This is a genomic window from Plesiomonas shigelloides, from assembly GCF_900087055.1.
Taxonomy (GTDB): Bacteria; Pseudomonadota; Gammaproteobacteria; order Enterobacterales; family CAMTGL01; genus Plesiomonas; species Plesiomonas shigelloides.
Genome location: NZ_LT575468.1, coordinates 2,316,289 through 2,343,140 on the forward strand (window position 1 = coordinate 2,316,289; position 26,852 = coordinate 2,343,140).

At 52.0% G+C, this 26,852-nt stretch carries 22 protein-coding genes; 9 read left to right on the forward strand and 13 right to left on the reverse strand.

Features of this window, described 5'->3' with window-relative positions; genetic code table 11:
• Window positions 1-47: 47 nt before the first annotated feature.
• The 4 genes from NCTC9997_RS10265 to NCTC9997_RS10280 form a co-directional block, all read right to left on the reverse strand.
• On the reverse strand, window positions 48-782 hold the full coding sequence (locus tag NCTC9997_RS10265) for an ABC transporter permease (RefSeq protein WP_064978018.1): 735 nt from the start codon (window positions 780-782) through the stop codon (window positions 48-50).
• A 25-nt stretch (window positions 783-807) separates the two neighbouring features.
• On the reverse strand, window positions 808-1,509 hold the full coding sequence (locus NCTC9997_RS10270; protein WP_010864139.1) for an ABC transporter permease: 702 nt from the start codon (window positions 1,507-1,509) through the stop codon (window positions 808-810).
• 111 nt (window positions 1,510-1,620) lie between these two features.
• Entirely contained in the window at window positions 1,621-2,415 is a 795-nt protein-coding gene (locus tag NCTC9997_RS10275; RefSeq protein WP_064978019.1) for a transporter substrate-binding domain-containing protein, read from the reverse strand.
• 164 nt (window positions 2,416-2,579) lie between these two features.
• Window positions 2,580-3,350, reverse strand: coding sequence for an ABC transporter ATP-binding protein (locus NCTC9997_RS10280; RefSeq protein WP_010864141.1), 771 nt, complete (start codon window positions 3,348-3,350; stop codon window positions 2,580-2,582).
• Between the two features lie 310 nt (window positions 3,351-3,660).
• On the opposite strand from NCTC9997_RS10280, the gene NCTC9997_RS10285 reads away from it, so the two are divergent.
• A complete protein-coding gene (locus NCTC9997_RS10285; protein ID WP_082935545.1) occupies window positions 3,661-4,074 on the forward strand; it encodes a (deoxy)nucleoside triphosphate pyrophosphohydrolase in 414 nt (137 codons plus the stop codon).
• Window positions 4,075-4,251: 177 nt separating this feature from the next.
• Here NCTC9997_RS10285 and NCTC9997_RS10290 read toward each other — a convergent pair whose 3' ends face one another.
• The 6 genes from NCTC9997_RS10290 to NCTC9997_RS10315 all read right to left on the reverse strand — a co-directional run bounded on the left by NCTC9997_RS10290 (window position 4,252) and on the right by NCTC9997_RS10315 (window position 11,849).
• Complete coding sequence (locus NCTC9997_RS10290; RefSeq protein ID WP_010864143.1) at window positions 4,252-4,746, reverse strand: DUF1496 domain-containing protein; 495 nt, start codon at window positions 4,744-4,746, stop codon at window positions 4,252-4,254.
• A gap of 53 nt (window positions 4,747-4,799) precedes the next feature.
• The gene (locus tag NCTC9997_RS10295; protein WP_071849699.1) at window positions 4,800-6,851 is read right to left on the reverse strand and encodes a DNA topoisomerase III; all 2,052 of its coding nucleotides are present in this window, start codon (window positions 6,849-6,851) and stop codon (window positions 4,800-4,802) included.
• 34 nt (window positions 6,852-6,885) lie between these two features.
• On the reverse strand, window positions 6,886-7,989 hold the full coding sequence (mnmH, locus tag NCTC9997_RS10300) for a tRNA 2-selenouridine(34) synthase MnmH (RefSeq protein ID WP_039045612.1): 1,104 nt from the start codon (window positions 7,987-7,989) through the stop codon (window positions 6,886-6,888).
• Window positions 7,977-9,023, reverse strand: a complete 1,047-nt coding sequence (gene selD, locus NCTC9997_RS10305; protein ID WP_064978020.1) for a selenide, water dikinase SelD — start codon at window positions 9,021-9,023, stop codon at window positions 7,977-7,979. The genes mnmH and selD overlap by 13 nt, the downstream gene beginning before the upstream one ends.
• Before the next feature lie 105 nt (window positions 9,024-9,128).
• The gene (locus NCTC9997_RS10310) at window positions 9,129-9,677 is read right to left on the reverse strand and encodes an NAD(P)H nitroreductase (protein WP_064978021.1); all 549 of its coding nucleotides are present in this window, start codon (window positions 9,675-9,677) and stop codon (window positions 9,129-9,131) included.
• A 156-nt stretch (window positions 9,678-9,833) separates the two neighbouring features.
• The gene (locus tag NCTC9997_RS10315; RefSeq protein WP_064978022.1) at window positions 9,834-11,849 is read right to left on the reverse strand and encodes an NADPH-dependent 2,4-dienoyl-CoA reductase; all 2,016 of its coding nucleotides are present in this window, start codon (window positions 11,847-11,849) and stop codon (window positions 9,834-9,836) included.
• A gap of 202 nt (window positions 11,850-12,051) precedes the next feature.
• On the opposite strand from NCTC9997_RS10315, the gene sppA reads away from it, so the two are divergent.
• Together sppA and ansA are read left to right on the forward strand one after the other, a co-directional pair.
• Complete coding sequence (sppA, locus tag NCTC9997_RS10320) at window positions 12,052-13,902, forward strand: signal peptide peptidase SppA (RefSeq protein ID WP_064978023.1); 1,851 nt, start codon at window positions 12,052-12,054, stop codon at window positions 13,900-13,902.
• Between the two features lie 217 nt (window positions 13,903-14,119).
• The gene (ansA, locus tag NCTC9997_RS10325) at window positions 14,120-15,133 is read left to right on the forward strand and encodes an asparaginase (RefSeq protein WP_010864150.1); all 1,014 of its coding nucleotides are present in this window, start codon (window positions 14,120-14,122) and stop codon (window positions 15,131-15,133) included.
• Window positions 15,134-15,288: 155 nt separating this feature from the next.
• Here the strand turns inward: ansA and NCTC9997_RS10330 are convergent, their stop codons facing one another.
• Together NCTC9997_RS10330 and msrB are read right to left on the reverse strand one after the other, a co-directional pair.
• A complete protein-coding gene (locus NCTC9997_RS10330) occupies window positions 15,289-15,570 on the reverse strand; it encodes a YeaC family protein (protein ID WP_010864151.1) in 282 nt (93 codons plus the stop codon).
• Between the two features lie 107 nt (window positions 15,571-15,677).
• On the reverse strand, window positions 15,678-16,082 hold the full coding sequence (msrB, locus tag NCTC9997_RS10335) for a peptide-methionine (R)-S-oxide reductase MsrB (protein ID WP_039045607.1): 405 nt from the start codon (window positions 16,080-16,082) through the stop codon (window positions 15,678-15,680).
• A 545-nt stretch (window positions 16,083-16,627) separates the two neighbouring features.
• Between msrB and gap the strand changes: the two genes are divergently transcribed.
• The 5 genes from gap (at window position 16,628) to NCTC9997_RS10360 (ending at window position 23,854) form a co-directional block, all read left to right on the forward strand.
• Complete coding sequence (gene gap, locus NCTC9997_RS10340; RefSeq protein ID WP_010864153.1) at window positions 16,628-17,623, forward strand: type I glyceraldehyde-3-phosphate dehydrogenase; 996 nt, start codon at window positions 16,628-16,630, stop codon at window positions 17,621-17,623.
• Between the two features lie 85 nt (window positions 17,624-17,708).
• The gene (locus NCTC9997_RS10345) at window positions 17,709-18,587 is read left to right on the forward strand and encodes a D-hexose-6-phosphate mutarotase (RefSeq protein WP_064978024.1); all 879 of its coding nucleotides are present in this window, start codon (window positions 17,709-17,711) and stop codon (window positions 18,585-18,587) included.
• A gap of 461 nt (window positions 18,588-19,048) precedes the next feature.
• Entirely contained in the window at window positions 19,049-20,983 is a 1,935-nt protein-coding gene (locus NCTC9997_RS10350) for a PrkA family serine protein kinase (RefSeq protein ID WP_010864155.1), read from the forward strand.
• Between the two features lie 60 nt (window positions 20,984-21,043).
• Window positions 21,044-22,315: a YeaH/YhbH family protein gene (locus NCTC9997_RS10355; RefSeq protein ID WP_010864156.1), complete on the forward strand. Its 1,272-nt coding sequence runs from the start codon at window positions 21,044-21,046 to the stop codon at window positions 22,313-22,315.
• Window positions 22,316-22,327: 12 nt separating this feature from the next.
• A complete protein-coding gene (locus tag NCTC9997_RS10360; RefSeq protein ID WP_039045606.1) occupies window positions 22,328-23,854 on the forward strand; it encodes a SpoVR family protein in 1,527 nt (508 codons plus the stop codon).
• Between the two features lie 211 nt (window positions 23,855-24,065).
• On the opposite strand, the gene fadR is transcribed toward NCTC9997_RS10360, so the two are convergent.
• Entirely contained in the window at window positions 24,066-24,785 is a 720-nt protein-coding gene (fadR, locus tag NCTC9997_RS10365) for a fatty acid metabolism transcriptional regulator FadR (RefSeq protein ID WP_010864158.1), read from the reverse strand.
• 346 nt (window positions 24,786-25,131) lie between these two features.
• On the opposite strand from fadR, the gene nhaB reads away from it, so the two are divergent.
• Window positions 25,132-26,730, forward strand: coding sequence for a Na(+)/H(+) antiporter NhaB (gene nhaB, locus NCTC9997_RS10370; protein WP_010864159.1), 1,599 nt, complete (start codon window positions 25,132-25,134; stop codon window positions 26,728-26,730).
• The last annotated feature ends 122 nt before the right edge of the window (window positions 26,731-26,852 follow it).

Sequence of the window (26,852 nt, forward strand, 5' to 3'; positions counted from 1 at the left end):
CCCGTTTTGTTGTTAGATGCCAGCTTACTTGCCGATAACGATTGATGTCAGCTCGCCAGTGGCCGTAAATGACGCTGCCAATGATCTTCCCAACGCCGAAATCCCCACACCAACAAAAATGTCAGGCCAAGATATAACAACGCAGCGAAGCTAAACGCTTCAAACGGTGCATAAAACTGCGCATACACATCACGCGCCGCGCCGGTAATATCAATCACGGTCACCACACTTGCTAACGCCGTGGCATGCAGCATATAAATCACTTCATTGGCATAAGCCGGCAGTGCACGGCGAAACGCCGAGGGCAATATAATCCGCCGCGTCATCTGCCAAGGTGACATACCAAAGGCACGCGCCGCCTCACGCTCACCACGCGAAGTGGCTTGCATGGCGCCGCGCAAAATTTCGGTGGTATAGGCCGCGGTATTTAAACCAAAGGCCAGTAAACACGGATAAATCGGATCTTGCAGCCAACGCCACCAAACCGTGTGCTGAATACCCTCAATCATGGTCAGGCCGTAGTAAACCAAATACAGCTGCACCAGTAATGGCGTACCGCGAAACAGATAGGTAAACATCCAGACCAATGATGAGGCGATGCGTGAACGGCTACAACGGATAATCGCCAGTGGAATGGCGAGTAACAACCCGACCCACACCGAGACAATCAGCAACTGCACCGTGGTGACAAATCCATCCCAATAATGCAGCAGCGTTTCTGACGTAAAAATTGTGTTGCCTTGCAACCACTGCTGTATCGTAAGCGACCATTTTTCCATCATGACTGACTCCCGCGCTACTCTCGCACTACTCTCGAACAACGCCAGCACTGTAATAGCGCATCAGATAATACAAGCCGATTTCCGAGACGGTGGTCAGCGCCAGATACACCAAGATCACCGGAATGAAAAAAGTAAACGGCTCATGCACCGCGCCTGCCGCTTCTTTAGCCAGTTTCACCATATCCGTCAAACCAATCACTGACGCCAGCGCGGTGGTCTTGATTAGCACCTGCCAGTTATTGCCGATTCCCGGTAGTGCATGGCGCATCATTTGTGGGAACAATACGCGGCGAAACACCTGTCCACCACTCATGCCAAAGGCCCGCGCAGCTTCTAGCTGTCCGCGCTCAACAGCCAAGAACGCCCCGCGAAACGTCTCCCCCATGTAGGCACCGAAAATAAAACCGATGGTCATCACCGCAGCCGTAAACTCATCAATATTGACGTACCACTCCACGTCATACTGCGCATACAACCAATCACCGATGCTGTTGGCGATAATCTGGATCCCGAAAAAAATCAGCAACATCAGCACCAGATCCGGCACGCCACGGATTACCGTGGTATAGAGCTGGCCTAGCCAACGCCAACCGCGCTGCCTCGAGAGTTTCGCGCTGGCCGTCAGCAAACCAAGTAACAGTGCAATCACTAAGGAAAGGAACGCTAACTCAAGCGTCAGCCAGGCACCGGCGAAGATAGACGGCCCGTAGCCGTGGAGATCCAACATACTGCGTCTCCCTGTCCTGACGGACGACGTGGAAAGCCGGGCATCCCGCCCGGCTTACGTGGTGTATTACATGAGATACATTTACGTGAAATACTTAACCGCTACCGCGCGTTATTTTTTGACGCTGTAATCAAAGTATTGCTTCATGATCTTGTCGTAGGTGCCGTTATCTTTAACCGCTTGCAAAGCTTGGTTAAATTTCTCGCGCAACTCGTTATCGTTTTTACGAAACGCCGCGCCTACTCCGTCACCTAGCTGCTGTTTTTCGCCAACTTGCGCATACTGATCGCCGTCAGCGGTTTTCAGCAACGTACTTTCCCCCACCGGGAAATCGAGCAGCACGACATCCAAGCGTCCGCCTTTGAGATCCATAACCACTTCGTCACCGGTGTTATAACGGACAATTTGCGCAGTTTTGCCAAATTGTTTGGTCGCCGCGCCGTCTTGAATGGTTCCGCGCTGTACACCAATGCGTTTGCCAGCCAGCGTATCTGGCTTAGCAGGATCAATCGATGAGCCTTTCGCCGCAAACCAAGCGCTTGGGGTGTTGTAATACGGCTCAGAGAACGCCACTTTGGCTTTGCGCTCTTCGTTGATCGACATGGATGAGAAAATCACATCGTATTTACGCGCCAGCAGACCGGGGATAATGCCATCCCACGCTTGCACCACCCACTCACACTTGAGATTGGCTTGCTCACATACCGCATTGCCTAAATCAATTTCAAAACCGGTCAGAGTGCCATCCGGCTTTTTATATTCAAAAGGCTCATACGGTACGTCCACCGCAATGCGCACGTCTTTCCAGTCTTTAGCCAGCGCCGCACCGCTGCTCATTGTGGCGGCGATCGCCAGCGCCATTACCAACCCTTTGGATTGTCGAGTATTGTTATTCAGCCATGCCATCGTGCGTCTCCTTCCCCTTACTCGCGCGGTTTACGCCATACATAAATAGGTAAAACACAGCGCATCGGTGTCATACATGTCAGACGCGTCTTATGCTGCCAACGCGTCTGCTGGTTTTTTGTGTTGCGGATATTTCCTGCGCGCCGTTGTTCTTCGTTCTTGAATCAATACTTAGGCGATAAGAAACGGCGCAGGCGCTCAGAGCGGGTCTGTAAAAAAACCTCTTCTGGCGTGCCTTGCTCTTCAATACGCCCTTGATGCAAAAAGACCACCTGACTGGATACCTCACGCGCGAAAGCCATCTCGTGCGTAACCACCAGCATGGTGCGCCCCTCTTCGGCCAACGAACGCATCACACTGAGCACCTCCCCCACTAACTCAGGGTCTAATGCCGAGGTTGGCTCATCAAACAACAATACCGAAGGCTCCACCGCCAAGGCGCGAGCGATACCCGCACGCTGCTGTTGTCCACCCGATAAGTGGCCTGGGTAGTAATCGCGTCGCTCATACAGACCAACCCGCTGCAACAAGGCTTCAGCGCGGCTGATCGCCTCAGCTCGCGGAACCCCGAGCACATGCACCGGTGCTTCGATGATGTTTTGCAGCACGGTCATGTGCGACCACAGATTAAAACTCTGAAAAACCATGGCCAGTTTGGCGCGTAAACGCTGCACCTGTTTGTCATCGGCGGGGAGTCGTTCGCCTCGGCGATTGGTTCGCATGGCAATCAATTCACCGGCAATGCGCACCTCACCCGCTGAAGGAATTTCCAATAAGTTAATGCAGCGCAAAAACGTCGACTTGCCAGACCCCGATGAGCCGAGAATCGAAATCACATCGCCTTTGTGCGCCGTCAGACTGACTCCTGACAACACCTGATTAGCGCCAAAAGATTTATATAAATCATCAACCTGTAAGGCCGGTACGTCAGACATCCGGAACATCCTTATCATTTACGGGCTTGCAGTGAATCCTAAGGTAACGGGGCGTCTCGCTTCCCGATACCATCGCTATTAAAACTACTGTATGTTTTATCGTTTGTTAATATCAGGTAAAACATTTGGGCTATTTTGGCCGTCGAGTAACAGCATATTGCACTATTAAGCACGCACATCAGGCGTGGGTATTACTGCCCGCTCACCATTAATGTCGACTACGATTTAAGGATGGGAGGAAATTAAGATTTTCTGTCTTAATTTTATCTCTTACCATTACCGCCTCTTTCTGGAGATATAAGGCCGTACGGTGGAGAAAAAGATTATTGAAGTGGTCGCTGCCGCTATCATCGCTCAGAACCAAGTTCTGTTGGCACAGCGCGCTGCAAATGCCCAAGATGGCGGATTGTGGGAGCTACCCGGCGGTAAAGTTGAGGCAGGCGAAAGTCATCAGCAGGCGCTACGTCGTGAGCTGCAAGAAGAGTTGGCGTTAACCTGTGAAATTGGCGTATCACTGGGCTGCGCGGAGGTGGAAAAAGAGCACTGCATTATCCGCCTGCATGGCTATATCGCCACCTTACCAAGCGCTATTACTCCGGTATTGCATTGCCATGATGCGGCGCATTGGGTCAGCTACGCCGAATTAGCGGACTACGCCATGCCGGCAGCAGATATTCCGCTGGTGGCGGCACTGCGCCAGTATATGCAGGCGGATCCCCAATAAAGAACGAATAATAATTCCAGCTGAAAATAAACCAGCCTCGTAGTCGCCATTAACCACGAGGCTGGTTTGTTTTAGCTGATGCTCTAATTTACTGGAGCACTAATGCACTGAGGCGATGCCGGCTCGCTGAAGCACGCAAAGCCAAAAGCCCAATGACCGCTTTTGATAAGCACATAATTAGCGTGCTTTATTCCCCGTAAAAACCTGCCATTCCAGTGGGCTGTTATTAAATTGTGGGTCTTGCGGGATGCAGCGCATCAAAATATTCCCCACCGATAACACCGCCCCTTGCGAGTAACGCTGATCGGCATAGAAACAGGCTTGCCCTTGCATCAAGGCTCCGGCATCCACATCGACTTTCAGCCGAGTGTTGTCATTATTCCAGCTCGGTTGACCGGGTTTAGTCAACGAACCGGTACTGATCCCCGAGCTAGTGATGCCAGATGTACTGATAGTCGTACCGTCCGAGGAGATGGTGCTATTACCCGACGTGATAATCGTAGTACCCGATGCGCCACTGCTAACCGACACGCCGCCATCGCTCAATGAACCGGTGCTGATCACCGTGCTCTCTGCATGTGCCGAAGCCAGCACACTGCCGCCTAGCATCAACGCTAAGGCCAATCCACGTGACAGCACGTTGTTTCGAGTATTGCTCTGCCGCATTGTCATTCCTAACTCCTTAACGGTTGCTGGCCGACTGAGAATATCGCGCCAACAGCGTGTTATTGTTTGGGCTCCCGACGCTTACGAGGACGCTTAACGCTCTCTTTTTTCGCTGCGGCGCTCGTTATCGCCTTATCACTCTTATCGGTATCGGCCGCCGAGGCAGAATGTTGACTCGTACTCGTGCGACTGGTGCGCCGACTAGCGGTGGTCTGGCGTTTCCCGGCCGATGACGCTGCAGACACCGAGGCCAAGACCCGCATCGCTGCCGGTGGAGAGGCATGACGCACCTGTTCAATCATGGCATACAGTTGCTGCTCAAGTGGCTGCATAAAATCGCTGTAGCGGCACTGTTTCTCACTGATGGCAGTGAGCTTCGATTCCCAGTGCGCCGTCATATCTGGCCGCGTGGCAACATCCGGTAGACTGTGGATCAGCGCCCGTCCGGCAGGGGTGGAGTTGATCACCCGCCCTTTTTTATGCAGAAACTGACGCTTAAACAGCAGCTCGATGATCCCTGCGCGGGTCGCTTCCGTACCCAAGCCATCGGTAGCGCGCAGCACTTTTTTCAGCTCTTTATCCTGCACAAAACGGGCAATCCCGGTCATGGCCGAGAGCAAGGTAGCATCGGTAAACGGACGCGGCGGCTGCGTTTCTTTGCTCAGCACTTCACCACGCTGACACAGTAGCTCATCGTTTTTGCTCACCTGCGGCAATGGCGCGCTGCTCTCTTCATCTCCGTCGTCATCTTGCTTGCCAATCAAGGTCTTCCAACCAGCAATTTGCAAGTTACGCGCCTGCGCTTGAAAGCGGCCGCCATCAATCAATAACCGGATCCGGCATTTGCGATATTCTGCATCGGCGCAAAACTGCATGAGATACTGACGTGCCACCAGCGTGTAGATTTTATGCTCATCCGAGCTTAAGGACGCCGGTTTGTTACGCGAAGTCGGGATAATCGCATGGTGCGCATCCACTTTGCTGTCATCCCAGCAACGCCCTCGGCGCGATGGGTCAAAACCGGCGCCATCGATTTTCAGACTTGGCGCATGCACTTCCATCGCCCCCAATACGCTATGCCGATCGGCAAAATGCTCGGTCGGTAAGTGGCGGCTATCAGAACGTGGATAGGTGATCAGTTTGTGGGTTTCATACAGTTTTTGGCAGACATCCAGCACCTGCTGGGCGCTCATGCCAAACGCTTTGGCCGCATCAATCTGCAACGCCGACAATGAGTATGGTAACGGCGGCAGCTCTTTTTCCCGCTTGTCTTCATACTCATCCACAATCGCCGGTTGGCCACTAATTTTCTGCGCCACATGCTCAGCCAATTTCTGGCTGATGATCCGGCCGTCTTCATCTTGATACGGCTCAGTGGCTTCACTAGGCTGCCACTGCGCGGTAAAAGTTTCCTCGGCCGGCGTAATAATGTGCGCCCGCACTTCATAGTACGGACGCGGGACAAAATGCTCTATCTCTTCATCACGGCGCACCACCAAGCCTAAGATGGGGGTTTGCACTCGACCAACCGACAACACGCCTTGGTAACCGGCGCGCTGGCCCAGCAGGGTATAGGCGCGGGTCATGTTCATGCCGTACAGCCAATCGGCCCGCGCGCGTGCCAGTGCGGAAACGCACAGCGGAATAAACTCGCGGTTAGAGCGCAAACGGCCAATCGCACGCGTCACGGCCGACGGGTTGAGGTCGTTAATCAAGCAGCGTTGGATGCGCTGCATCTGCTCTTGCGGCAACGCCAGATATTCCAGCACCTCATCCACCAGTAGTTGCCCTTCGCGGTCCGGGTCACCAGCATGCACGATATCACTGGCCTTTTTGACCAGAGCCTTAAGCACATTGAGCTGCTTGCGCGACGAGGCTTTCGGCAACAGTTGCCATTTTTGCGGCACAATCGGCAGATGCGCCAGATTCCAGCGCGCGTACTGCTCGCCATAGGCATCTGGCGGAGCTTGCTCCAGCAGGTGACCGATACACCAGCTGACCACATTGCCCTCGCCGCACTCAATGTAACCATCCTGCTTACGGTGCGGCTTGGGCAGCACATCCGCAATTGCCCGACCGAGACTCGGTTTCTCTGCAATGAAAAGACGCATTCACTTCCTTATCGGTATCGGTGTACAAGGCCGCTTACGGAGCGGTATTACTGCGCAGGAAATCTTCTACTTCCTGATAGGTGCCGGTAAAACCGATCCGATCGGCTTTTTTCGACAACTGATACTGGTACATCGGATCGTAATATTCCACCAGCAGAGGCTCCAGCCAACGCAAGTGAACATCGGCGGACTGCCCTTGCTGATGCTCGACCAGCGCCGATTCCAGCAACTCGGTGATCTCTTGGAAACGAGTCATGCCCAGACGTTTACGAATGCCAAACAGACCATGGCGCAAGTAATCGGCAAACTGCATCCAGCCGTGTTGTTCGCCGTAGACTTTACAAAAACCGTCCAGCATGAAATCGACATACTCTTCGCGCAGACGAATCAAACGCACATCCACCGGATCGTGAATAACCGCAATCTTGGCTTCGGTCATCGACTGATACAGCTCCAGCGGCACATGCGCCGAGCCGATAATACGGCCTTCGTCTTCCAGCACCAGCGAGCCCAGACCGCGATCCAGACACTTGAGCAGATCCACCGCCAACTGGTTTTCAAAACCAATTTGCGTGGCTTGCTCGGCCACCATACGACCAAACGACGAACCACGATGGCGTGCCGCCCCTTCCAAATCCACGCCGTTTGGCAGCGCCTTGATCAGTCGGGTTTTACCGCTACCGGTATTACCGCCAATCAGCATCATCGGCAGCTTAGCGGCTTCCACGGTTTGCTCCATCAGAAAGCGGCGCAGCGCCTTGTAACCCCCTTCAATCAGCGGGTAGTCAACGCCGGCTTCTTTGAGCCACGCTTGGGTGATATGCGAACGCTGGCCGCCACGGAAACAGTACATGTAACCGGTCGGGTGGGTATGGCAAAACGCCGTCCACGCCGCCAGACGTGCGGCTTTCACATCATCGCGAACCAGCTTGTGACCTAGGCGCAGGGCCTCATCCGGCCCCTCTTCTTTATAACAAATCCCGACCGCTTCACGTTCGCGATCGTTCATCAGCGGCAAATTGACCGAAGTCGGAAATGCCCCTTGCAAATACTCTACCGGAGCCCGCACATCCATCAGCGGGGTATCGGCTAAAAACAGCGCGCGAAAATCCACTTCGGCTGCATTTAACCGCGGCATGACGTGACCTCAATCAGATGTTCACCTTGACCCGCATGCACTTCACCGATCGCACTCAGCGTCAGGTTATGTTGCGCAGCCACTTTCTGTACCGCTTCCACCGCATCTGGGCGCACCGCCAGCAGCAAACCACCGGAGGTTTGTGGATCGCACAGCAAGCTGCGCTGCATATCGGTCATCGGGGCAATCAGATGGCCATAGCTGTCAAAGTTGCGGGTTGTACCGCCCGGTACACAACCGGCAGTTATGTACTCTTCTACTGCATCCAGCTTAGGTACGGCATCAAACCATACGGTCGCTTGCAGGCCAGAGCCTTGGCAGATTTCGCTTAAATGACCCAACAGACCGAAACCGGTGACGTCGGTCATCGCGGTAACGCCATCAATGTGCGCAAAATCAGCGCCCGGCTTGTTCATCTGGCACATGGTTTCAGTGGCCAAACCCACATGCTCAGGACGCAGCAGACCTTTTTTCTCTGCGGTCGTCAGCACGCCGATGCCCAGCGGTTTAGTTAAGAACAGCTGGCAACCGGCTTCTGCGGCGGAGTTTTTCTTCACCAGCGCCGTATCAACCATACCGGTCACCGCCAGACCAAAAATGGGCTCTGGCGCATCGATAGAGTGACCACCGGCCAAGGCAATACCTGCCTGTTGGCAAGCATGACGACCACCGTCGATCACTTTCTGCGCGACTTCCGCCGGCAGTTTGGCAATTGGCCAGCCAAGAATGGCGATAGCCATGATCGGCTTACCGCCCATGGCATACACGTCACTGATGGCGTTAGTGGCAGCAATGCGGCCAAAATCAAACGGATCATCGACAATCGGCATGAAAAAGTCAGTGGTACTGATAATGCCGACCCCATTACCGATGTCATACACGGCGGCATCGTCTTTGGTTTCGTTACCGACCAGCAGATTAGGGTCAGTGAATTTTTGCAGTTCCGAGTGCAAGATGGTATCCAGCACTTTAGGCGAGATTTTACACCCACAGCCCGCGCCGTGGCTGTACTGGGTTAAACGGATTTTTTCCATGGGAAAGGCGTCCTATCACCAAAAAGACCAATAATGACAGGCGTGTGCAAACACGCAATGCGCCCATTATAAGCGCGCACCGCGTCAGATGCTCAAAAATGATGACTAGAATTGTCTGATAAACGGGCTAATGTCTGGTGATTTGACCTTTTGCGGGGCAATCAGCGGAGTACCGAGATACAAAAAACCGACAATTTCGTCCTGCTCGCGGCAATCAAACGCCGCTTTAATGCGAGCATCTTCACACCACTTGCCGCTCCGCCAGATCCCACCAAAACCTTGCGCAAAGGCGGCCATCTGCATCGCTTGTACCGCGCAACCAGCTGATAAAACCTGCTCCCAATGCGGCACTTTATGGTGTTCGGTACAGTGGGCGACCACGGCAATAATCAGCGGCGCGCGAAACGGCGCATTACGCGATTTATCGATCACCTCGGCAGGCTCGCCATCTTCTTGCGCTATCTGTACCAATAAATCACTGAACCGCTGCAATCCCGCATCTTGAATCAGGGTAAAACGCCACGGCTGCAATGCGCCATGATCCGGCGCGCGCATACCGGCGCGAATAATATTCTCCAGCGCTTCCCCCGACGGTGCCGGCGCTTGCAGGCGTGATGAAGAACGACGGTTAAGCAGCAAATCCAGAGCCAGCATAGAATACTCCCTGCTTCAAAAATGAAAGCGATACATGCTTGATGATAATGATTCGCAGCTTAACACGAATAACCACCAGTACGAATAGTTCTTACTAGCATCAGCCAGCGTCATTTTTACCGCGCCAGCACCCTATCGCCACCGCTGTCCGAACCGTTACAAACGCGACGCCACTTCCGCTCCTTGGCGAATTGCGCGTTTAGCATCCAGCTCAGCCGCTACATCCGCGCCACCAATCACATGTGGTCTACCGCCAAGCATGATCAGCTGATCGGCCAGCTCGCGTAACGGCTCTTGCCCCGTACACAAAATCACATTATCGACCGGCAACACGTGCGCTTGGCCATTCATCACCACATGTAGCCCATCATCATCCACACGCTGATACTCGACACCCGAATGCATGTTGACCTGATACTTTTGCAAGCTAGCGCGGTGGATCCAGCCGGTGGTTTTACCAAGGCTCGCACCGACTTTGCTGCTCTTACGCTGCAAGAGCCAAATTTCGCGCGCAGGATGTGGCGCTTCGGCCGGTAGCAAACCACCGCGCTCGCGCACCTCTTTATCCACCCCCCACTCACGTAGCCAACGATCCGGGCTCAAGGTCACCGAATCTCCGCCCGACACCAAATATTCCGCGACATCAAAGCCAATACCTCCGGCACCGATGATGGCAACTTTCTGTCCGACCGGGCGATGGTGGCGCAGCACATCCAGATAGCTCAGCACTTTCGGATGCGCGATCCCGGCAATTTTCGGAATGCGCGGCACAATACCGGTGGCGATGATCACCTCATCAAAATCACTGAGGGCTTCGGCTAAGACCCGTTGCCCTAAGCGCACATCAATGCCGAGTTCTTGCACGCGCTGGGCAAAGTAGCGCAATGTTTCTTTGAACTCTTCTTTACCGGGGATTTGGCTAGCATAGTTAAATTGCCCGCCAATCACGCTGTCTTGCTCGAACAAGGTCACCGCATGACCACACTCCGCCGCTACACAGGCGGCGGATAATCCCGCCGGACCGGCACCAACCACCGCCACTTTTTTCGGTTTTGCGCTGCGCACATACACCAACTCGGTTTCATAGGCAGCTTGTGGGTTGACCAAACAGGTCGCGCGCTTACCGGCAAAGATATGATCCAAACAGGCCTGATTACAGGCGATACAGGTATTGATACGCTGACTTTCGCCCTGTGCGGCTTTTTTAACAAAATCAGGATCAGCCAAAAACGGTCTGGCCATCGACACCATATCGGCATCGCCGCGCTGCAAAATAGACTCCGCCACTTCCGGCGTGTTAATTCGGTTGGTGGTGATCAGTGGAATAGACACTTCCGATCGCAGACGTGCGGTCACCCAACTGAACGCGCCCCGTGGCACGCTGGTGGCAATGGTTGGGATCCGCGCTTCATGCCAACCAATACCGGTATTCAGCAAGGTCACGCCTGCTTGCTCCAGCATTTTGGCCAGCGCAATCACTTCACTCCAACTGCTGCCTTGCTCGACCAAATCCAGCATCGATAAGCGGAAGATGATGATGAAATCGTGCCCCGCCCGTTCACGGATCGCTTTGACAATCTCTACCGCGAAACGGCTACGACCGGCGAAACTCCCGCCCCACTCATCCTGACGCTGATTGGTGCGCGTGCACAAAAATTGATTGATGAGATAGCCTTCCGACCCCATGACTTCCACCCCATCGTAACCGGCCTCACGAGCCAGCAACGCAGTCATGGCAAAATCACGGATGGTGCCGCGGATTTGTCGCTCCGACATCGCTTTGGGCTTAAACGGCGTAATCGGTGCTTGCAGCGCCGACGGCGCAACCGCAAACGGATGCATCGCATAACGGCCAGCATGCAGAATTTGCAGACAAATTTTCCCTCCGCCCTCATGCACAGCTTGAGTAATGCGGCGGTGTTTACTGATTTGCCACGGGAAGCTCAGCTGCGCCCCGTGCGGCACTAAACGGCCGCGAAAATTAGGTGCCATGCCACCCGTTACAATCAAGCCAACACCCCCTTCTGCGCGCCGCCGGTAAAAGGCAGCCAGTTTGTCAAAACCGCCGCGCATCTCTTCCAGCCCAGTGTGCATGGAGCCCATCAGCACGCGATTACGCAGCTGAGTAAATCCCAAATCAAGGGGAGCAAGCAGATGAGGATAGTGAGACATGATGTCGGGTCCTTTTCGTCATGGTCTGACCAGTCTACGAAAGGCAATGAATAACGGCAAACATTTTGTTTACATTCGTTAAACAAATCACTGTATGACTATGCTTACTTAAAACGTGAGCACTGCCGTGTCAGCTGATCTTTACGTGAGAAAGCGATAGGATAGCCACTTCATACCTCATGTTAACCCTGATGGAGACTCCATGCGCTTATTGTGGCGACTGGTTGCCAACCTGTTTACCTGGACCTGGCGGATTATTAACTTTATCCGTCAGGCCGCACTGAATCTGATGCTGGTCGTAGTGGTACTGATCGGCGTAGCGATTTACGGCTTTCTCAAACCTAGTACTCCAGTAGTCAAGCAAGGTGCGCTGCTGCTGGATTTGTCTGGTGTGATTGTGGAAGAGCCGCGCTTTTCCAATCCCTTCCAACAACTGAGTCGCGAACTGCTGGGTAGCAGCACACCGCTGGCAGAAAATTCGGTCTTTGATATTGTCGATGCAATTCGCCAAGCCAAAGATGACAAAAACATCAAAGGGATTGTGATGTTTTTGAATAACCTTAACGCGGCCAGCGTGCCATCGGTGGAATACATCGGTAAGGCTCTGAAAGAGTTTCGCGAAAGCGGTAAGAAGGTATACGCCTACGCCGATACCTACTCGCAAACTCAATATTATTTAGCCAGTTATGCCAACGAAGTGTATATGTCGCCACAAGGCGGCGTAGCCCTCAATGGCCTTGGCATGAATGCCCTGTACTACAAAGATTTGTTGGATAAGCTCAAAGTCAGCACCCATGTTTTCCGCGTCGGCACCTACAAATCGGCCGTGGAGCCTTTTATCCGTAGCGATATGTCGCCAGAAGCGCGCGAAAATACCAGCCGCTGGTTGAACTTGATGTGGCAAAACATCCGCGGAGACATTGCCGGTAACCGTAATCAACATCCGTCTACATTGGTGCCGGATGCCGATACGCTGATCAAAAATCTGGCCCAATTTGGCGGCGATCAAGCTGAATACGCGTTGCAACACAAGCTGGTGGATAAGCTGGTTACCCGTCAGCAAATGAATCTGCTTCTGACCAAAACCTTTGGCTTGGACAAAACGGCGCAGGACTTCAACTACACCACGCTGAATGATTATCTGGCCGCGAACCCAATGGATCGCACCCCGCGTGACGGTAATATCGCTGTGATCATCGCCAGCGGTGCCATCATGGATGGTATCCAACAGCCGGGGACCATCGGCGGCGACAGTACTGCCGATCTGCTGCGCCAAGCACGCACCGACAGCAAAATCAAAGCTGTGGTTCTGCGCGTTGACAGCCCTGGCGGTAGCGCCTTTGCCTCCGAAATCATCCGTAACGAAGTGGTTGCGCTGAAAAATGCCGGCAAGCCAGTGGTGATCTCCATGGGCTCAATGGCTGCCTCTGGCGGTTACTGGATCTCTGCCGATGCCAACTACATTGTCGCTAACCCGAACACCATTACTGGCTCCATCGGGATTTTCGGGGTGCTCAATACCTTTGAAAACACCCTCGGCAGTATCGGCGTCAATACCGATGGTGTCGCGACCGGCCCGTTAGCTGACCTTTCAGTGACCAAAGCACTCAATCCACAAGTGAGTGAGCTGATCCAGATGTCGATTAACCGTGGCTACAGCCAGTTCCTGAGCTTGGTAGCGCAAGGCCGTAAGATGAGCGTGGCGAATGTCGATAAAATCGCGCAAGGCCAAGTCTGGCTGGGTGTGGATGCCAAGCAAAACGGACTGGTCGATGAGCTCGGTGACTTCGACACCGCGATCGAAAAAGCTGCCGAACTGGCTAAGCTGGATAAAGTGCAGCTGAGCTGGATCCAACAGCAGCCATCGACTCGCGATCTGATTTTGTCGCAATTCACCGCACAACTGCAGGCCGTGCTGCCGTCAGCCAGCGGTGTACCCGCCCCATTGATGCAGACGCTAAAAATGTGGCAAGAGCAAACCCGCATGCTGACCGAGTTTAACGATCCATACGGTCGCTATGCGTTCTGCCTCAACTGCGGTAATTTGACCTAAGTGAGTGCGATTCTTTGGTCTTTTCGCGTGCGTTAATTGACGCACCGCAAGACCCGCACAATAAATGCAAAAGCCCGGACTCTCCGGGCTTTTTTTCACCATAGACTCTTCTATAATCAGGCAGATAATAAGCGTATTCTCCTGAACATTATCAGGTCAGCCCTTAAGGCAGGCAGCAGATGCCTGTTTACCTAGCAGAAGTTAGCAGCGGATTTTTATGCAGAAGAAATCGATTTATGTAGCCTATACCGGCGGAACTATCGGTATGCAGCGTTCTGATCACGGGTATATTCCGGTATCGGGTTACATGCAAAAACAACTGGAACAGATGCCGGAGTTTCACCGCAGTGAAATGCCAGCATTTAGTATCCATGAGTATTGTCCGCTGATTGACTCATCTGACATGACTCCGGCTGACTGGCAGCGGATCGCCGATGATATCTATGCCAATTACGATAACTACGATGGCTTCGTGATCCTGCATGGCACCGATACCATGGCCTACACCGCCTCAGCGCTCTCATTTATGCTGGAAAATCTGAATAAACCGGTGATCATTACCGGCTCACAGATCCCACTGGCCGAGCTGCGCTCCGATGGCCAAACCAACCTGCTCAACGCCCTGTATCTGGCCGCCAATTACCCAATCAATGAAGTGACGCTTTTTTTCAACAACAAGCTGTTTCGCGGTAATCGTACCACCAAGGCCCACGCCGATGGCTTTGATGCTTTTGCGTCACCAAACTTCCCTATCTTAACCGAAGTGGGAATCAACATCCGTCAGATCACCAAAAGTACCCTGACGGTCAGCGGTAGCACCTTAAGTTTGCACCCGATTACGCCGCAACCCATTGGAGTGGTATCCCTCTATCCGGGAATTTCACATGAAGTGGTGCGTAACTTCCTACGCCAGCCAGTAAAAGCACTGATTCTACGCTCCTACGGTGTTGGTAACGCGCCACAAAACGCCCAATTGTTAGATGAACTGCATGAAGCGGCGCGACGCGGCATTATCGTGGTCAACCTGACCCAATGCTTCTCCGGCAAAGTAAATATGGAAGGCTACGCGACCGGCAATGCGCTGGCGCAAGCGGGCGTGATCAGTGGCTATGACATGACCATGGAAGCGGCCTTGGCCAAACTGCATTTCCTGCTAAGCCAAGAGTTCAGTGCCGATGAGATTCGCCACCTGATGCAACAAGATTTGCGTGGTGAGCTAAGCGCAGATTAATCCCCTACCTCGCTAAGCCTTATCTTTCCGCTGCGCGTGTTGAAGTTCTGCGTATTGAAAAGGTAAAAGCGCCGCACAAACAAGAAGCCGGTTAAGGGCATTAACCGGCTTCTTGCAATTAACAACTTACGGCGACACAATCGCGCCGTAATCAATTACTCATCCGACACCGAACAGGTCGGGATCACCTGCTCTGGCGTAAATTCGCGCTTTAACTCGGCCTTGGATTTCATCACCAGCAAGCCATCCGGGCCAATGGTCATGTGCTGTGGGTCGGGGTTGTTGCGCGCCTGCCAAATCAGCACCGCTTGCAAGCTGGTCTCTTTTTGTACCTCGGTCAGCGCCGTACCGTCGGCCCATTTTCCGGTTTCCACCGCCTGCCGCAAGCGTTCATACACCTCCGGCGTCATCGCCGAAATCAGACTGTCCACATGCATGTTTTCACTCCTGAAATCACTGATTGTTGTGTTAAATCCTTTACATCCGTCATGGCCGATATACAGCGCTGACATCGCCGACGCGGTACTGTCAGCAAAACCGTGGCTTAGCCTTCAGTCACTTCACCGGTATCTTTATCGACAAAACTCAGTGCCACCGAGTTCAAACAATAGCGCTCACCGCGCGGCGCCGGCCCATCGGTAAACACATGCCCTAAATGGGCATCACAATGCCGGCAACGGATCTCTACCCGCTGCATTCCGTGACTAAAATCATTCACATAGCGCACCGAATCCTCACTGAACGGCGCACTAAAACTTGGCCAGCCGCAACCGGAATCAAACTTGGCATCCGAGGTAAACAAGGGGCGATCACAGCACACACAGTGGTATACGCCGTTTTTGCGATTATGCAGTAAGCGTCCGGAAAACGGCGCTTCAGTCCCCTGCTCGCGACATACCCGATGTTGCTCCGGGGTTAAGCTGCGCAAAGGTGATCTCTTATCTGCCATATTTTCCCTCATACTTTCACTCATCGAATTTTATAGTACATAATGAAGCGTTATCTTTTTTTGACCGTCGGCTCAGCCGCGTAGTGCCCCATCGTAAGATGCAAATTAAGCGCGATATGTGCTCGGCAACGCGAAGCGGCAAATACTGGTTACCCGCCGCTGCCATAGGTGCGCTTTGATGGCTTCTTGTGAAGCCCAGAGAGTAACCCCAACACCGTGGCAGAAAGCGCATGCCCGCTCGCATTACCCGCGATTACTGGCGGTTAAATTTACTGAAAAATAAGGTGAAAGTGAGTTACATTTGCTTATCACGCCAAGAAACGTGATTGTAATCACAATAAACAAATCAAAACTGACTATACTAGGTAGCTCTATCGATTCAGCATGCTTAAATAAGCAAGGAATGAATGAGATGGAAAAGAAGAAATCTGTCTTTCTTTATGAGTTTCTGCAAAGTTTGACACATTTCCTCTTGACGGTTTGTAGGGTTTTTGTAAGTTTACAACCATCTTTTAATCAACGAACATTTTAGTTGGTGAATGCATATGTCTATCAAAGTAGGTATTAACGGTTTTGGCCGTATCGGTCGTTTCGTATTCCGTCTGGCTTGTGAGCGTTCTGACATCGAAGTTGTTGGTATCAACGACCTGATCGACGTTGAGTACATGGCTTACATGCTGAAGTACGACTCTACCCACGGTCGCTTCAACGGTACCGTTGAAGTTAAAGACGGCAACCTGGTTGTAAACGGCAAAACTGTTCGCGTTACCGCTGAGCGTGATCCTGCTAACCTGCGTTGGGGCGAAATCGGTGTTGACGTTGTTGCCGAAGCAACTGGTCTGTTCCTGACTGACGAAACTGCACGTAAGCACATCGCTGCTGGTGCTAAGAAAGTTGTTCTGACTGGCCCGTCTAAAGACGCTACCCCAATGTTCGTAATGGGTGTTAACCACGACACTTATGCTGGCCAAGACATCGTTTCTAACGCATCTTGCACCACTAACTGCCTGGCACCAATCGCTAAAGTACTGAACGACACCTTCGGTATCGAATCTGGTCTGATGACTACCGTTCACGCGACTACTGCTACTCAGAAGACTGTTGACGGTCCATCTGCGAAAGACTGGCGTGGTGGCCGCGGCGCGGCTCAAAACATCATCCCATCTTCTACCGGTGCTGCTAAAGCAGTAGGCGTAGTAATCCCTGAGCTGAAAGGCCTGCTGACTGGTATGGCGTTCCGTGTTCCAACTCCAGACGTATCTGTAGTTGACCTGACCGTTAACCTGAAGAAAGCTGCTACCTACGCAGAAATCTGTGAAGCAATGAAAGCTGCTTCTCAAGGCGCGATGAAAGGCGTTCTGGGCTACACCGAAGACGAAGTTGTTTCTACTGACTTCTTGGGTGAGCGTCAGACCTCTGTATTCGACGCTAAAGCTGGTATCCAGCTGACCGACAAATTCGTTAAAGTTGTATCTTGGTACGACAACGAAATGGGTTACTCCAGCAAAGTTCTGGATCTGATCGCTCACATCTCCAAGTAATCTATACTTGATTGAGCGAAAAAAAGGCGGCGCTGGCCGCCTTTTTTTATAGGTTTTTCTCACACCCTGTACTGACGGAAATGTGATGATGGATCGTTTCTTATCTTTGCCTGTTATTGAACAACTCTCCCCGTCGTTAAGCCTGCGCCGTAATGCGGAGCTGGATATCCTGGTTATTGATCACCCCAAAGCCCAAGCGGCCGTAAGTCTGCAAGGCGCACAGTTGCTGTTGTGGCAACCAACAGGGCAACAACCGGTAATTTGGCTAAGCGAAAAGGCAGCTTTTGTCAGCGGTAAAGCCCTGCGTGGCGGTATTCCTATCTGTTGGCCGTGGTTTGGTCGTGTTGCCCAACCGGCGCACGGTTTTGCCCGTAACTTGCCGTGGCAATTACAACAGCATCAGGAAAGCGATGAGACGCTGAGCCTGAGCTTAAACCTGACGGACAGCGCAGAAACCGATGCCTACTGGCCACATGCGTTCTCGCTGACCTTAGAGATCTCTGTGGGCGAGCAACTGACGCTGAGTCTGAACAGTAGCAGTAATGAAGAAGTCCGTCTGACCGGTGCTCTGCACACCTATTTTGCGGTGGGTGATATCGGTAAAACTAGCGTAGAAGCGCTCGGTAGCGAATACACTGATAGCCTGAATAAAGGCCAGAAAGTGGAAGATGCACCGGTTCTGACCATCGAAGAGGGTGAAGCCATTGACCGCATCTACACGGCCGCCGAAGAAGCCTCGTTCATCCACGATGAAGCCAACCAGCGTGTCATTGTGGTTGAGCACCAAGGCAATAACTGTGTGGTAGCGTGGAACCCTGGCAAAGAAGGGGCGCGCGGTATGGCCGATATGGCCGATGACGGTTATCAAACCATGCTGTGTGTGGAAACCGTTCTGGCCGGTACACCAACCATCATCAATGCGCAGCATAGCCACCAGCTGCTGGCACGTATTCGCATCGCCTAACTGGCCGAATATCGCCTTCTCAGTAACGCTGCTTAACCCACAGGTATCGGCAGCGTTATGTTAGTACTTCCCCGCCACCGTCTTGAACCACGCACACATCACCCTCATCTAGCTGCCACGTTTAGCTGTCGCAGTCATTCATAAGCTATTTTCTGTTTTATCGCAGGCTCTGCTCTGTAGCCGAAGATTTTATTACTCATCGTCACATCATTTTTATGCTTGGATTTACTGCCAATCTGACATTTTTATGGCAGTTTTCTGACCGCGCCTGCATTTTGTACCAAAGCAGCTGATAACGCTGGTTAAAGCACAGTGTTAAAAACGCGTTAAAAAACTTAGTTTTATTTGCATGAAATTCCGGCAGACCCGTCTAAGCTTAGTGAAGGGAACGTAACAATAGTGAATCAGAGCGAGTGAATCAGAGCGTTCCCATCTCGCATCCATCCTTGAGGGGTATCGCCATGAGTATCTTCGATCACTACCGTCAACGCTATGAAGCCGCTAAAGATGAAGAATTCTCCTTACAGGAGTTTCTGGATATCTGCCGTAACGACCACAGTGCGTATGCCAATGCGGCTGAACGGCTGCTGATGGCTATCGGTGAGCCTACCATGATCGACACCTCGGCCGATTCACGCCTGTCGCGCTTATTCTCCAACCGCGTGATCGCGCGTTATCCGGCTTTTGAAGAGTTTTATGGGATGGAAGAGTCGATCGAGCAGATCGTGTCCTATCTCAAACACGCAGCGCAAGGTCTGGAAGAGAAGAAACAGATCCTCTACTTATTGGGTCCTGTCGGTGGTGGTAAATCCTCACTGGCCGAGCGCTTAAAGAGCTTAATGCAGCAAACACCGATTTATGTGCTGACGGCCAACGGGGTGCGCAGCCCTGTCAACGATCACCCATTTTGCCTGTTTGATGTGAACGAAGATGGCCGCATTTTGCAGGAAGAATATGGCATTCCGAAGCGTTACCTGCGCAACATCATGTCGCCATGGGCGGCTAAACGCCTGCATGAGTTCGGCGGAGATATCACCCGTTTCAAAGTGGTCAAAGTGCGCCCGTCCATTTTGGATCAAATCGCCATCGCCAAAACCGAGCCGGGAGATGAGAACAACCAAGATATCTCCTCACTGGTCGGTAAAGTGGATATTCGCCAGTTAGAGCACTTTGCCCAGCACGATCCCGATGCCTACAGTTACTCAGGCGCACTGTGCCGAGCAAACCAAGGGTTGATGGAATTCGTGGAGATGTTCAAAGCGCCGATTAAGGTGCTGCACCCACTGCTGACCGCGACCCAAGAAGGTAACTACAACGGCACCGAAGGTCTGTCAGCGCTGCCGTTTGAAGGCATTATTTTGGCGCACTCCAACGAATCGGAATGGGTGCAATTCCGTAACAACAAGAATAACGAAGCGTTCCTTGACCGTGTCTACATCGTCAAGGTGCCGTACTGCTTGCGTGTATCCGATGAGATACGGATTTATGACAAATTACTGCGTAATAGCGAGCTGACCAGTTCACCTTGCGCCCCGGGCACATTGGAAACCTTAGCGCGCTTTACTGTCCTGTCGCGCTTGAAAGAAACAGAAAACTCCAGCCTGTACTCGAAAATGCGGGTGTATGACGGTGAGAGCCTGAAAGATACCGATCCGAAAGCCAAGTCCTATCAGGAGTACCGCGATTACGCCGGTGTCGATGAAGGGATGAACGGCCTGTCGACCCGCTTTGCGTTCAAGATTTTGTCTCGCGTGTTCAACTTTGACCACAGCGAGGTGGCCGCCAACCCAGTACATCTGTTCTACGTGCTGGAGCAACAAATCGAGCGCGAACAGTTCCCGCAAGAAATTGCTGAGAAATATCTGGAGCACCTCAAAGGCTACCTGATCCCGAAATATGTCGAGTTTATCGGCAAAGAGATCCAGACCGCCTACCTGGAGTCCTACTCTGAATACGGCCAGAACATTTTTGACCGCTATGTGGTGTACGCTGATTTCTGGATTCAAGATCAAGAGTACCGCGATCCTGAAACCGGCCAGCTGTTTGACCGCTCATCCTTAAATGCAGAACTGGAGAAGATTGAAAAACCGGCCGGTATCAGCAACCCGAAAGATTTCCGTAACGAGATAGTCAATTTCGTACTGCGGGCGCGCGCGCATAACGGTGGTCGCAACCCGAACTGGACCAGTTACGAAAAACTGCGCACCGTAATTGAGAAGAAAATGTTCTCCAACACTGAAGAGCTGTTGCCGGTGATTTCATTTAACACCAAAACCTCGACCGAAGAGCAGAAGAAACACGATGACTTTGTGCACCGTATGATGGAGAAAGGCTATACCAAGAAACAGGTACGCCTGCTCTGCGAATGGTATCTGCGGGTACGCAAATCATCCTGATCACCAGCTACGCTTAATAAATCCGCTTAATTCGTATGCGGAATAAGGTTGGGGGAACGTATGGCGCATTTTATTGATCGCCGACTGAACGGCAAAAACAAGAGCATGGTGAACCGCCAGCGCTTCTTGCGCCGTTACAAGTCGCAAATCAAGGAAGCGATTTCAGACGCAGTCAACAAACGTTCGGTCACTGATGTGAACAGTGGAGAATCGATCTCGATTCCGTCGCGCGACATCAGCGAACCGTTTTTACACCAAGGCAAAGGCGGGGTGCACGAGCGCGTGCACCCCGGCAACGACCAATTTATTGCCGGCGACCACATTGACCGTCCACAAGGCGGCGGAGGTGGCGGCGGCGGTGGTGAGGGGCAAGCCAGTCCAGACGGCGAAGGTCAGGACGATTTTGTCTTCCAAATCTCCAAAGATGAGTATTTAGATCTGCTGTTTGAAGATCTGGAGCTGCCGAATTTGCAGAAAAACCAGATCAATCAAATGATCGAATACAAAACGCATCGCGCCGGATTTACTGCCAACGGCGTACCGGCCAATATCAGTATTATCCGCTCGTTGCGTAACTCACTGGCTCGGCGCACTGCTATGACTGCGGTAAAACGCCAGCAGCTGCGCGTGCTCGAGCAACAGCTCGACGACATGGAGCGCACTGAACCAGCACGTCCACTGGAGGAAGAGCAAGTTCGGCGCGAGATTAGCGAGCTGCGCGATAAAATTCGCCGCGTTCCTTTTATCGATACCTTTGACCTGCGCTACAAAAACTACGAGCGCCGTCCTGAACCCTCCAGCCAAGCGGTGATGTTCTGCCTGATGGACGTTTCCGGTTCGATGGACCAAGCCACCAAAGACATCGCCAAGCGCTTTTATATCCTGCTGTATCTGTTTTTATCGCGGACTTATAAAAATGTGGAGGTGGTGTATATCCGCCATCACACCCAAGCCAAAGAGGTGGACGAACACGAGTTTTTCTATTCGCAAGAAACCGGCGGCACCATTGTTTCGAGTGCCTTGCGCCTGATGCAGGAAATCATGGAAAAACGCTATCCCGCGTCATTGTGGAACATCTATGCCGCCCAAGCCTCGGATGGCGATAACTGGGCCGATGATTCGCCGCACTGCCGTGAGCTGTTGCAGCAGAAAATCTTGCCGTTTGTTCGCTACTACAGCTACATCGAAATTACCCGGCGCGCTCACCAAACCTTGTGGCGCGAATACGAACAGTTGCACGCTCAGTTTCCGAACTTTGCGCTGCAGCATATCCGGGCAGTTGAAGACATTTATCCGGTATTCCGGGAGCTCTTCCGCAAGCAAGCCGCTTAACAGGGGGTGCGGATGCAAAACTATACAGAACAACCGCTGTCCGACGGGCCGGACTGGACATTCAATCTGCTGGAGCAATATCACCAAGAGATTGATCGGGTGGCTAAGCTGTATCGGCTATCCACCTATCCTAACCAGATTGAGATTATTACGGCCGAACAGATGATGGATGCCTATTCCAGCATCGGTATGCCCATTAACTACAACCATTGGTCATTCGGGCGCAAATTTATCGAAACCGAGCAAAACTATAAGCACGGCTATATGGGGTTAGCGTACGAAATCGTGATTAACTCCAATCCATGTATTGCCTACTTGATGGAGGAGAACACCATCACTATGCAGGCATTAGTGATTGCTCACGCCTGCTATGGACATAACTCGTTTTTCAAAAACAACTATCTGTTCAAATCTTGGACGGATGCCAGCTCTATCATTGATTATCTGCTGTTTGCCAAACACTATATTTCTGATTGCGAAGAGAAATATGGCGTCGATGAAGTAGAGAAAATCCTCGATTCCTGTCATGCCTTGATGAACTACGGGGTCGACCGCTATAAACGACCGCAGAAAATCTCTCTGCAAGAGGAAAAGGCGCGCCAGAAAAACCGCGAAGAGTATCTGCAAAGTCAGGTCAATGAGCTGTGGCGCACTATTCCGCGGCGGGAAAAAGACAGTGAACTGATTCAAACACGCTTCCCGCCCGAGCCGGAAGAAAACCTGCTCTACTTCATTGAAAAGCACGCCCCACTGCTAGAGCCATGGCAGCGTGAAATCGTGCGGATCGTGCGGAAAGTCAGCCAATATTTTTATCCGCAAAAACAAACGCAAGTGATGAATGAGGGATGGGCCACATTCTGGCACTACAGCATTTTGAATCATCTGTACGATGAGGGAAAACTCACTGATCGCTTCATGTTTGAGTTTTTGCACAGCCACACCAATGTGGTGTATCAACCGCCCTACAACAGTAAGTACTACAGTGGCATCAACCCGTATGCGCTCGGTTTTGCCATGTTCCAAGATATCAAACGCATCTGTCAGGAGCCGACCGAGGAAGATCGACGCTGGTTCCCTGACATTGCCGGCAGTGACTGGTTGGAAACCCTGCACTTTGCCATGAACAACTTTAAGGACGAGAGCTTTATCAGCCAGTTTTTGTCCCCGAAAGTGATGCGTGACTTCAAGTTCTTCGCCGTGCTGGATAACGATCGCAATAACTATCTGGAGATCCCAGCGATCCACAATGATGAAGGTTATCGTCATATTCGCGAGGCATTATCGGCGCAATACAACCTGAGCAATCTGGAGCCGAACGTGCAAATCTGGAATGTGGCACTGCGCGGCGATCGTTCACTCACCCTGCGTCATGTGATGCACGATCGGATCCCACTGGCGAAAAGTCGCAAAGAGGTGATGAAGCATATCTACCGATTATGGGGCTTTGATGTCTATCTGGAAGAAGTGGGGCTAGATGGTAAAGCCGATATTATCGAACGCTGTCCGCCACGTACCGGTGAAAGCGGGTTTCAGATTTAACTTGAGACCAATGCCAAGCTAATAGATCGCGTGCAAGCAACGCTGTAAGCAGCTTATCGCAAAGATTCGCGAACATCGTCACTGACCGGCATAAAACGTAAAATATAAAAAAGGTGAGTCTGTGACTCACCTTTTTTGTTTCGCTTTCTTGTTTAACTTTCTTCTTTATCGGTCTTGCATCTTCTGGCGCAGTTTACTGATTCCGCGTTGTTTAACGGCGCAATTCCGCGATATCTGATGGGATATCAGCGCGCATACCGTGCCAAATCAAGCCACTGTCGATGCCATACTGACGCACCAGCGTAAAGATGCTTTCCAGCTCTTTGCGCTCACACATGTCCGCCAGCTCACCGTAGAACTTGGCCGCCAGACGACGGGCATCCACATTAGAGAAGTAGTACAAGCCAACACGGGTATACAACCCACGCAGGCCGTTGATGATCAGACCATAAATTGGGTTACCGGATGCAAATGCTAAACCTTGGAAAATACGGTAGTCCAAATCGGTATAGGCATCCGCCGTATCGGCAGTCGTATCGGTTTCGCGCAGCAGCTCTAATGCGCGCTCAGGGTTATTGCGCAGTGCACTGCGGATATAAATGGATGAAATGTTAGTGCGGGCAGACAGCAGATTATCAATCAGTTGCGGGACACTGTCATGGTCAAGCCGAGCTAATGTTTCCAGAATATTCAGGCCGGAGGTTTCCCAGAAGTTATTCACCTTGGTGGGTTTACCATGCTGAATAGTCAGCCAGCCATCACGCGCCAGCCGCTGTAATACCTCACGCAGTGTGGTACGGGTGACCCCGATCAGCTCAGATAACTCGCGCTCTGCCGGTAAAATCGAGCCGGGCGGAAAACGGTTGTTCCAGATGCTTTCAACAATATACTCTTCTGCGAATCCGGCGGGGCTTTGAGCCTTAATTACCATGATATGCGTTATCCATCTATTATATTTTTTGCTTACCATCTCATCATACCAGATGACGGCGAATGTAATAGCTATTCTGCATACGAAAAGTACAAGATTTATGCATTATCCCGCAGGTTCAGTGGTAAATGACTACTTATGCATCATGATGAGTGCAAGTCACTGCCTCTACCTCGCCTATCCCGCAAAACACAATGTAACAATTTGTTTTTATTAACCTCCTGTCCAATACACCGCTAGACTGAGCTATGTCAATTTGCCATGCTAATAACGTTATACAATTAACCCTTGTTACATTTTTTCATCTGACCCTTTTTACGCACCGTTTGATTACGAGAAAATATCAATGGAAATCACGTTTTCTCGAGCATTCCTTAAGAACTTCTTAGGCAAAGCTCCTGACTGGTACAAGTTAGCCATTATTTGCTTCCTGATCCTAAATCCGATTTTGTTCTTCTTCGTTAACCCGTTTGTTGCTGGGTGGGCGCTGATTGCCGAATTTATCTTCACCCTAGCAATGGCGCTGAAGTGCTACCCGTTGCAGCCAGGCGGTTTGCTGGCCATTGAAGCGGTAGCCATCGGCATGACCAGTGCTGACAGTGTCAAGCACGAACTGGTTTCCAATATTGAAGTCCTGTTACTGCTAGTCTTCATGGTGGCCGGTATCTACTTCATGAAACAGCTGCTGCTGTTTGTGTTTACTAAGTTGCTGTTGAATATCAGATCAAAAATTACGCTTTCGCTGTCATTTTGCTTTGTAGCGGCATTTTTATCTGCTTTTCTCGATGCACTGACCGTGGTTGCGGTGGTTATCAGTGTGGCGGTCGGCTTCTATTCGATTTATCACCGCGTGGCATCAGGCGACAATTTTTCTGGCGAACACGACACCAGCAATGACAGTCAACTGACTACCGCAGAACGTAAGGCCGACTTGGATCGCTTCCGTGCCTTCCTGCGTAGCCTGATGATGCATGCGGCCATCGGTACCGCCCTTGGTGGCGTAATGACCATGGTGGGTGAACCGCAAAACCTGATTATTGCTGAACGCGCAGGTTGGCACTTTGGTGAGTTCCTGATCCGTATGGCCCCCGTGACCGTACCGGTATTCTTTTGTGGGATGCTGACTTGCTACATGGTCGAGCGCTTTAAAGTGCTGGGCTACGGCGAAGAGCTGCCAGCAAGCGTGCGTCAAATCCTGACCGATTACGCCCACCAGCAAGATGAACGCCGCACCAAGCAAGACACCATGAAACTGATCGTACAAGGATTGATCGGGGTCTGGTTGATTTTGGGTCTGGCGCTGCATCTGGCGGCCGTAGGACTGATTGGCCTGTCGGTGATTATTCTGGCCACTTCACTGTGCGGTATCACCGATGAGCACGCGCTGGGTAAGGCATTCCAAGAGTCGCTGCCGTTTACTGCCCTGCTGACCGTGTTTTTCGCTGTGGTGTCGGTGATTATCGAGCAAGATCTCTTCAAGCCGATTATCGACTTCGTACTGCAAGCCTCACCGTCTAACCAGCTGACGTTGTTCTATTTGTTCAACGGTTTGCTGTCATCCGTTTCTGATAACGTGTTTGTGGGTACGGTGTATATCAACGAAGCGAAAGCGGCGCTGCAACACGGTGTAGTGAATCTGGAGCAGTTTGAGCTGCTGGCGGTCGCCATTAACACCGGTACTAACCTGCCGTCAGTGGCCACACCAAACGGACAAGCCGCGTTCTTGTTCCTGCTGACCTCTGCACTGGCGCCACTGATCCAACTGTCATATGGCCGGATGGTAGTCATGGCGCTGCCGTATACCATCGTACTGACACTGGTTGGTTTGTTCTGCGTGGAGTTTGCTCTACAACCAATGACCGAACTGTTTTATCACTGGGGATGGCTGTCTAACGAAGCGGCCAGCCTGCTGCTGAATGCCGCGCCGGCTGTCAGCGGTCATTAATGGCGAAAGCTTACCGCGAGGCGCTAGCGCATAGCTTGAGCGCCTAGCATCAGGTAGGGAAAACCTGCCCCACAGGCAGATTCGCACAATATTTTATCTAAAGGCTCTGTTTTCAGAGCCTT

What these genes read in the sequence shown, in the direction of transcription:
- NCTC9997_RS10265 (WP_064978018.1), bottom strand. Translation starts at nt 782, where the DNA reads ATGATGGAAAAATGGTCGCTTACGATACAGCAGTGGTTGCAAGGCAAC.
- NCTC9997_RS10270 (WP_010864139.1), bottom strand. Translation starts at nt 1,509, where the DNA reads ATGTTGGATCTCCACGGCTACGGGCCGTCTATCTTCGCCGGTGCCTGG.
- NCTC9997_RS10275 (WP_064978019.1), bottom strand. Translation starts at nt 2,415, where the DNA reads ATGGCATGGCTGAATAACAATACTCGACAATCCAAAGGGTTGGTAATG.
- NCTC9997_RS10280 (WP_010864141.1), bottom strand. Translation starts at nt 3,350, where the DNA reads ATGTCTGACGTACCGGCCTTACAGGTTGATGATTTATATAAATCTTTT.
- NCTC9997_RS10290 (WP_010864143.1), bottom strand. Translation starts at nt 4,746, where the DNA reads ATGACAATGCGGCAGAGCAATACTCGAAACAACGTGCTGTCACGTGGA.
- NCTC9997_RS10295 (WP_071849699.1), bottom strand. Translation starts at nt 6,851, where the DNA reads ATGCGTCTTTTCATTGCAGAGAAACCGAGTCTCGGTCGGGCAATTGCG.
- mnmH (WP_039045612.1), bottom strand. Translation starts at nt 7,989, where the DNA reads ATGCCGCGGTTAAATGCAGCCGAAGTGGATTTTCGCGCGCTGTTTTTA.
- selD (WP_064978020.1), bottom strand. Translation starts at nt 9,023, where the DNA reads ATGGAAAAAATCCGTTTAACCCAGTACAGCCACGGCGCGGGCTGTGGG.
- NCTC9997_RS10310 (WP_064978021.1), bottom strand. Translation starts at nt 9,677, where the DNA reads ATGCTGGCTCTGGATTTGCTGCTTAACCGTCGTTCTTCATCACGCCTG.
- NCTC9997_RS10315 (WP_064978022.1), bottom strand. Translation starts at nt 11,849, where the DNA reads ATGTCTCACTATCCTCATCTGCTTGCTCCCCTTGATTTGGGATTTACT.
- sppA (WP_064978023.1), top strand. Translation starts at nt 12,052, where the DNA reads ATGCGCTTATTGTGGCGACTGGTTGCCAACCTGTTTACCTGGACCTGG.
- ansA (WP_010864150.1), top strand. Translation starts at nt 14,120, where the DNA reads ATGCAGAAGAAATCGATTTATGTAGCCTATACCGGCGGAACTATCGGT.
- NCTC9997_RS10330 (WP_010864151.1), bottom strand. Translation starts at nt 15,570, where the DNA reads ATGCATGTGGACAGTCTGATTTCGGCGATGACGCCGGAGGTGTATGAA.
- msrB (WP_039045607.1), bottom strand. Translation starts at nt 16,082, where the DNA reads ATGGCAGATAAGAGATCACCTTTGCGCAGCTTAACCCCGGAGCAACAT.
- gap (WP_010864153.1), top strand. Translation starts at nt 16,628, where the DNA reads ATGTCTATCAAAGTAGGTATTAACGGTTTTGGCCGTATCGGTCGTTTC.
- NCTC9997_RS10345 (WP_064978024.1), top strand. Translation starts at nt 17,709, where the DNA reads ATGATGGATCGTTTCTTATCTTTGCCTGTTATTGAACAACTCTCCCCG.
- NCTC9997_RS10350 (WP_010864155.1), top strand. Translation starts at nt 19,049, where the DNA reads ATGAGTATCTTCGATCACTACCGTCAACGCTATGAAGCCGCTAAAGAT.
- NCTC9997_RS10355 (WP_010864156.1), top strand. Translation starts at nt 21,044, where the DNA reads ATGGCGCATTTTATTGATCGCCGACTGAACGGCAAAAACAAGAGCATG.
- NCTC9997_RS10360 (WP_039045606.1), top strand. Translation starts at nt 22,328, where the DNA reads ATGCAAAACTATACAGAACAACCGCTGTCCGACGGGCCGGACTGGACA.
- fadR (WP_010864158.1), bottom strand. Translation starts at nt 24,785, where the DNA reads ATGGTAATTAAGGCTCAAAGCCCCGCCGGATTCGCAGAAGAGTATATT.
- nhaB (WP_010864159.1), top strand. Translation starts at nt 25,132, where the DNA reads ATGGAAATCACGTTTTCTCGAGCATTCCTTAAGAACTTCTTAGGCAAA.